The following is a 7961-nucleotide window of genomic DNA, read 5'->3' as shown; positions in this document are numbered from 1 at the left end:
AAGAACTTCATATAGCTAGCTAGTTTATCAAAAGTTTTTGGCTATGGCCAAATCAAAATTCATCTCCCACCTACCGTTGGGCTATCGCCCTTCACACGCTTGAGGAAGGAAAATTCTTTCTGTAAATTCGTTAAAAATCTAAAGTAATTTCAAAAAGGAGATTAAAATAACATGAGTGAACAATGTCCAATTAATGCATCATGTCAGGTGGTAGGACAAACTCAAACACCATTAAGTAATAGAATTACAGCACCAATTATTACTACAGAAGCACCGCTTGTACAAATACCAGTTGTATTAACTGAAAGAACAATTCAAATTGTTGTAGAATCCAATATTTCATTAAATCCTCCAGCAATTGAAATTAAACGTATCTTAAAAAATGACGTATTTTTGACACGAGGTAAGTTAATTCCTCTAGAATTCACTCCAATACCAGGTACAAATTACCGCCTGGTTACAAAAGCTAAACTATTTTTACAAGGATATATTCGTAAAAATATTGAATATATAAATGATGAATATAATAGAGTTATATATAACCACATTGCCAATGTTCCATTTTCTGGTTTTGCAGATCTAATAGAGGATGATTTTCTATCTCTAGCTTTAATAGCTGCTTCCTCAGATACTACATCTCATTTTAATAATCCTAAAAACGGTGATTTACCAAATTTAGAAAAATACCTCTTCGAAAATACAGTTTTTTATAACAAACAACCATATTGCGAATTAGTCAGTGCTCAATTTGTTGAATTAGACTTTTCTCCTTATCTAACAGACTTAAACGAACCATTTGATACTCTTCGTGAAAAAATGGTATTAAACCTTACTTTAAAAGTTTTACAAGTACAACAAGTACAAATTTAAAACAAAGAAAACTTCTTATTTTTCAAAACCAACCTACTTAAAAAGAACACCAATGCCCATTGGTGTTCTTTTTAAAGGAAATTATAAAATAAAATGAGATGAAATAAGTGAGCGAAACCTATTCCAATACTACAATATATGTTTGATTAACATTTATAGTGCTAAAAATTCAATATCATTATTAATAATAGACAAAAAACTCACTTCTTATCTTTTTTCAAATAAAAAGCAAGAGTCTCTTTATCATTAGATTTTAATTTTTTTACCAAACAGGCGACTCCAAAATGACTTCTTCTGTTCTGAAGCTGCTATTAAGCGATTGCTATCCTGTACTTCTTTTAATACCTGCATTAATTGAACATCTCTTTGTTTTTCTCTTATTATTCGTTGAGCATCTGTTTCCTGTAAAAGTTTACTTTGTTGATCCAATCTTTGAATCAACTCTAAATTAAGTTGTTCCAATCGTACTATACGTTCTACTAATGCTTTTATGTGTTCTGTGTCTGCTACACTATCCGTAGCAACTATTGCTACCTCATTTTCTTCAACACTTGATATCACTAAATTTACAGCCTGTTCTAGTGTTATACTCTTCTTGTTCATAGCTGCTATTAGCCGTTCTATAGTTGCTACGTCTTTATGAAAAAAGACTCTAGAATTATTATTACCTCGCTCAAAAGGATACCCGGCTTCTTCCAGGGCAAGACAATATTTACGTAAAGTACTTGAGCCATAATTTGTCCTCCCTCTGCTCTAAGTTGTTCTATAGTTGCTATATAGTGTTTTCCTTCTTTAGAAAGGTAACACCTTTTTTTCAAATTTAAAGAAATGTTTTTATTACCTTTTACAGCCATTAATTAATATTTTGATATTTATATATTTATATATTTATATATTAAAATTTCGATTTACTTTCAAATCATTTAAAACAATATCCATTATATTTAAAAAAGAAAGGAAACCTATTAGTAACTTCCTTTCTTTCCAAGGAGATTTCAATAAAAGCGTAAACAAGTGCACCGTTACTCGTCCCACACTATAATCTATGTTTTCTTATTCAAAATAGTGCAATTGACTTTAGTATTATTTATCTTTTTTAAAATATAAGAAAACCTACCAAAATTTTAACGAAAACACATACTAAGTAAAATCTAATACAAAAAACATTAATTTTATTAATCTAATTTAGCTTGTTATATTTCAAAATGAGAAAAATCACTATTATACGAGCCCTCACACAAATAGATACATTAAATATTATATTAAAGCAGATAGCTTTGAATAAAAAATAAACGGAGGTTTTTTTAATTGAATAAACAAGAAGACTATTATTCTGATGATCATCATAAAGATTGTAAGGTTAAATCAGAAACACAAACTCCATTCAGTGATACTCCAGCAGCGCCTATTCTTACAAACAATCCAATAGTTAAAATTCCAGTTGTATTAGCAGAAAGAACGCTTCAAATTGTAGTCGAAGCAAATATTCCACTTTGTCCACCAGCAGTAGAAATTAAAAGAGTATTAAAAGATGTATTTTTACAACAATGTAAACTAGTACCTGTTGAATATGAGCCAATTGATGCAACAGGATATTTTCGAGTAACAAGAGCAAAATTGTTTGTAGAAGGTTTCATTCGTAAAAATATTGAATACGCTGCTAAAGACTGCAATGGCGTGATTCATGATAAAATTGCAAAAGTTCGATTCTCTGGTTTCGCTGATTTAACTGCAGGTGACTTTCTTTCTAATCCAATATTAGCCTTTGCTTCGGAAAATAAGGCTCGTTTCATTAATCCAAAAAACACTGATGTTCCTCGTCTAGACAAATTCTTCTTTGAAAATAATGTTTTCTATAATGAACAACCATACTGTGAATTAATTAGTGCAGAATTTTATGAACTTGATTTTTCACCATGTGATCATGATGATGATGATTATGGTTATGGTCATGGTCATGATGATTCATGTGAAAAAAATCATGAAAAAGAATTTGACAAATTACGTGAAAAAATCGTTCTTGATCTTACTTTAAAAGTATTACAAACTCAACAAGTAAGAATTGGCGGAACAACAACTAGACAATCTGGTTGCTAATTAAAAATTTTCATACACTAAAAAGAAAGAAGAATCCTAAAAAATTCTTCTTTCTTTTTTCTAATAAATTTTAAAATTTATTTACTAAACAGAACGACTTCAAAATGATTTCTTCTGTTCTGTGTCTGCTACGCTAACTATAGCAACAGTTGCTACGTCAATTTCTTCAGTACTTGATATCGCTAAGTTTATAGCCTGTTCTAGTGTTATGTTCTTCTTATCCATAGCTGCTATCAGCCGTTCTATAGTTGCTACATAGCGTTTTCTTTTACATCTACCAATTTAGTAATTTATACAAATTTTTATACAAAAAAAGAAGAAAAAGAAAATAGCGAGGATCACTAGAATCCTTGCTATATCAACAATGCATAAAATCATGCATATGAATTGGACAAGTGTAAAAATAAGAAACCTTATAAAAACAAAGATTCTATCAAAATATTTGCTACCGATAATAGGACGTTATGTTAACTGAACATGTATAGGATATGCATCGTAAGTTTTATTGGACAAATATACAAGCTAAATTACTTAATTTGAATATAAATAATTATATTAAGTCTCAAAAAAAGGGGGTGAATTATTTTGAACTCATATTTTTCAAAAACGAAGGGATGCTGTGGTAGATTTTTCCCTGCAATTCCACCTGCTGTTCCCTCGATTCCAGCTTTTTCACCAGCTTATCGTAACTTCTGGCAAAATACATTTGTTACGATATCTAATGGACAAGACATTCCATTTAACAACCAAAGTGTAGCTACCGCAGGAGGAATTGTCTTACTTTCCCCTACTACGGTATTCATTCCAGTAGCTGGAGATTATGAAATTAACTATGTAATTACAACCGATGATATAACAGGCATAAGTTCAGAACAACAAGTAACTGCTATCCTAAATGGAGCGCCAGTTCCTAATTTCCAAACATCTTTTGGAACAATAACTAGCACTGAAGAAGCATGTGACCAATTTTCAGGAACAGCTATTTTAAGAGTACCAACTAACTCAACTTTTTCATTAAGAAATACAAGTCTTGGTGGACGTTCTCTAGCTCTTTGTAATTTAGTTGAAAGTGGCGCAGCACTAAATATTAAAAAATTAAGCTAAAATCTTTAAAAAGAATAGAAAAAACAGATTTTCTATTGGTTATTAGAGTCTGTTTAGTAATGGAACATGAACTAAAAGCCCTTTCAAATCCTCTGAAGAGGCTTTTCTAGTTTTTTAGATTGACTGCTGATAACGTAAATTATGTAAACAGAAAAGTCCTCCAGTTAAACAATCTGGAGGACTTTTAATAGTTTTCTAAAAACAATGTTTCTAAATTATATTCCAAACGCAGTCATTCCTAAATAAACCAGAATATAACTGATTAAAGGAATTGAAAGAATCAAACTTGTTTTTAATAATTTATTTTTTTTATCAACCTTTATTTTACTTACAGGTTTTCCCTCTATAAAATCAACTATTTCACGATAAGTTTTTAAATTATGCTCTTTCTTTATATTTTCAACTTTCAATGATGCAAACATAAGAAAAATAGAAAGTACCAAAAGTGTTATAAAACCATAATAACCAAAAAAGTAACATACAGGTACAAGAGAAATAGGAAGTATAATCATTAATACTAACATGATATAACTCCACTTAAGGAAAATTGATTTTTGAAGTTTTTCTTTCATGATTTTTACATCTCCTTTAACTAAATCATCTAGGGAGACATTAAAAAGAATACTCATCATTAATAAATTATGAATATCTGGATAGTTTCTTTCATTTTCTCAGTTAGAAATAGATTGTCTGGAAACATGAATTTTTTCTGCTAGCTTTTCTTGAGACATATTATCCCGTTTACGAAAATATTGTATCTGTTTACCGAGGTTCATCTATACATCTCCCTTAAATTTAAGGTTAAGTTAAAGGCTAATTAAAGACTACCAAATTTCTTTATAATAGTGTAATTCTAGAGTGTAAAAATGTTTTATCATGCTATTTTCCCCTGTTTTTGGGTGTGAGTGCTGGCTCGTCGTGTGGGGGCGAACCCCCACATAGCGTTGATTCCATATAGAAAAAGAAGAATCCCTTGAGCGGAAGAACAGGCGGTTCGGCTGGTACAATTGCTGATCCAAGTCGAGCAACTTAACCCCGTTTTTGGTCTGTTCGGCTTGGCGAAAGCTAAAAATCAGCCGAAAAAAGTTCCGCAAGGACAAAAAAAAAGAAAAGGCAATAGCCTTTAGGTGAGGATTAACGAACCGACTTTTCTTTTTCTGAAGGTGGAGATTTTTGAGCGTTATTTGCTCAAAAATACTACCTGTTCCTTGCGGAACTTTTAGCCCTATATATAAGAGTGAGAAGAGCAAAGTAAAGAAAGTCAGTAATATCAAGGGTTTATAAGACATGAGGTGTTAATTTTTTTTAACACCTGTGTTAATTTTTTTTAACACCTAAAAAATGTAAAAACACACATAAAAAAAGATGTCAATATAAAATCGACATCTAAAATAAATAAATTGGTAGTTTATGTTTTTTCTTATTACCTTCAATTTTGATATTGCGTAGCGCTTTTGAAAAAATTTGTTGAGTTGCTCTATCAATATCATCTTTAGGTGAATTACATAATATATTGGGGTTAACAAACCAAGTTCTTGCTGAACAAGTCCTTCCATCTTCAGTTATTACACCTGTTTCTGCAACTCCTAAAACCCCTTTTTCAAGCAATTCATTCATTATTTTTGAAATAGAAGTCCTTGTTTTCCCTAATTTCTTAGCTAAATAACTAGGAGATGCCGTATTCGGTTTTATATCATCTTCTTCATTTTTTTCAACAATGACATTTGATTTAAATTCTAGAAATCTTGAAATATCAAATAAAAATGCCTTTTCTGGTTGAGTTAAATAGCCAATTTCACATAAATAATCAATATTCTCTGTAATCATTTGGACAAATCTCACCCGATCTGTAGGTTTTTTCTTCTTCCCTATAAAATACTCTTCTCCACCAGACATTTTACTTAATACTTGTAGCATAATGACTCTTTCTTCTTCAGAAAGTCCACCACTACCTTCAAGCTTTTCATAAATGCTATTAATTTTACTATCTCTTTCTTTTGCCTTTTTGTCAGCTTGTCCAAAATCAATAATTTTTTTTGTCATATCTAAGTTAATTCCTCCTTAATTGAGGGAATCAACAAAAACACCTATTTTTTGCTATTTGATTATAAATCAAATTATGATAATCTATAATCAGATAATTGAATTCTAGGTATTTTCGTAGAATACCCTATGAAAAGAGTCATGTTCCCGCATGGCTCTTTTTTTCATTCTATCACGTTTTCAATAACCTGGTTTACCGTTCCATATCAAATCCCCTAGGTTTATTAATTTCTTTCTTATGTTCATTCTCAAAATAATTATTAATTCCCTTTCTATCCAAATTTTCTTTAATAAGCCCCCTAAACGCCTTAAATTTCTCTTTAAAGACTTTTTTTGTCTGTTGATATAAAACCCTTATGTTTGCCTGTAAATCCTTTATATGAACCTTTAACGAGCTTATTTCTCTATTTAATACACCAACTTCTTTTTGTAACTGACTTTTTTCTTGTTTCAACGTTCGATTCTCTTTCATCCATCCCTCTGCATGAACTTTTAAACTTACATTCTCTTTCACAAAATCTGTTTCTCTCAAACGCTCATAATCTTTTTTAATAATGACAGCTGCATTCACTTGCTTTGTTACTTCTTGATATTGTTCTGGTGATAACACATAATTTCTTGTCTGTTTTTTCGTGATCTCAGCTTTTCCAAACATTTTATCCTGTACTTCTACTACTACTTCTTTACGTAAAAATGGAATTTTAACAGGTTCATTTGGCACTTGATCTGTAGCACTATCTAATTCTTTTTGCATTTGTTTTACTCTTTTTTCTAACTCTACATGACGCTGGCCAATTAGCTGTAGCTTTTCACTTTCACTCTCTACTTCTTGTTTCACTATCTCTAATTCTTTGTACTTATCAACGACATCACTTTCCAAACTCTTTTTCGCTACTTGTAATTCGTTTGTTTTCTCTTCAACATTTTTTAAATGATGGTCAATCGTTTGTAACTGCGTTTCTTTTTCTTGTACTTGATTCTCAACAATTGATTTTGTTTCTGCATATTCCTTGTATTGACGGACTTTCATGTATTTATGTGAACCTACATTGGCACGTTCAAAATTCGGAATGTGTTCTTTCGCTAATTGCTCAATATAGGCCGTTTCTAATTCTCTCCAATGTGCAATTAACTTTCTTCCCGTTCCTTCTACACCTTGTTGTTGCAAAGCTCTATCCATTCCGACACGCCTCGTTAATCCTCGACTACTTTCGAAATTTGGTACATAGTTAATATGTAAATGTGGATTGGCTTCATCATCATGTAAAACCATGTTATAAACTACTAGATTTGGATTTCGCTCTTGAAACGCCTCAGCATAGCGCTTCAGTGCTTCTTTTTTCGCCTCTCTATACATTGGGTCGTCTTTACCTTCCCCAATCGCTACAACGAGTTCTCGTTGCTCATGCGTCTTATCGTCTTTATGTATTTTGTCATAGTAATCATCAATCTTACGGTCATTCCGTTTTTGTTTCTCGTTATACTTGTCCAACGCTTTTTGAAAGATATCCTTGTATACACTTCGGATGTCCTTTTGAACAAAGTAAATATTCTCCTCTGACCTGGATAGATCTATACCAGGATTTCCATGCATGTTTTCTCTGTTATTGTGGCTCAATGAACTTTGGTGAGATTGATTAAATGAGATAGACCCCAACATAAAATGCCACCACTTCCCCTAGATTAATTGATACCATAAGTCTAGCAAAGCGACGAAATGGAGTCAATTAGAGTAACCCTATACGTGTTTTGACGCTTTCGCATCAAAACAGATAGGGGTCTGCGACGCTCTTCGGCTCTGCCGAGCCACTTGCTACGTGGCAAAACAAAACCTTGGGCGTTGCCCA

General features: G+C 31.6%; 5 protein-coding genes and 2 pseudogenes. 3 read left to right on the top strand and 4 right to left on the bottom strand.

What is annotated here, in order from left to right:
- Positions 1–171: 171 nt before the first annotated feature.
- Complete coding sequence (locus tag V7038_RS10360; RefSeq protein WP_335470083.1) at positions 172–870, top strand: CsxC family protein; 699 nt, start codon at positions 172–174, stop codon at positions 868–870.
- Between the two features lie 246 nt (positions 871–1116).
- Here the strand turns inward: V7038_RS10360 and V7038_RS10355 are convergent.
- A pseudogene (locus V7038_RS10355) lies at positions 1117–1602 on the bottom strand (DUF3967 domain-containing protein); the annotation flags it as partial.
- 576 nt (positions 1603–2178) lie between these two features.
- Between V7038_RS10355 and V7038_RS10350 the strand changes: the two are divergent.
- A complete protein-coding gene (locus V7038_RS10350) occupies positions 2179–2967 on the top strand; it encodes a CsxC family protein (RefSeq protein ID WP_335470081.1) in 789 nt (262 codons plus the stop codon).
- A 585-nt stretch (positions 2968–3552) separates the two neighbouring features.
- Positions 3553–4071, top strand: a complete 519-nt coding sequence (locus V7038_RS10345) for a BclA C-terminal domain-containing protein (RefSeq protein WP_335470079.1) — start codon at positions 3553–3555, stop codon at positions 4069–4071.
- Between the two features lie 215 nt (positions 4072–4286).
- Here the strand turns inward: V7038_RS10345 and V7038_RS29510 are convergent.
- The 3 genes and pseudogenes from V7038_RS29510 to V7038_RS10325 all read right to left on the bottom strand — a co-directional run bounded on the left by V7038_RS29510 (position 4287) and on the right by V7038_RS10325 (position 7774).
- Positions 4287–4847 (bottom strand): annotated as a pseudogene (locus tag V7038_RS29510) (helix-turn-helix domain-containing protein).
- 610 nt (positions 4848–5457) lie between these two features.
- Positions 5458–6114: a MarR family transcriptional regulator gene (locus V7038_RS10330; RefSeq protein ID WP_000162377.1), complete on the bottom strand. Its 657-nt coding sequence runs from the start codon at positions 6112–6114 to the stop codon at positions 5458–5460.
- A 193-nt stretch (positions 6115–6307) separates the two neighbouring features.
- Complete coding sequence (locus V7038_RS10325; RefSeq protein ID WP_335470072.1) at positions 6308–7774, bottom strand: plasmid recombination protein; 1467 nt, start codon at positions 7772–7774, stop codon at positions 6308–6310.
- Positions 7775–7961: the final 187 nt, after the last annotated feature.

Source organism: Bacillus sp. JJ783, assembly GCF_036963225.1.
Taxonomy (GTDB): Bacteria; Bacillota; Bacilli; order Bacillales; family Bacillaceae_G; genus Bacillus_A; species Bacillus_A cereus_U.
Note: the sequence above shows the minus strand (reverse complement) of the source record. Positions and strands in the feature narration are given on the sequence as shown.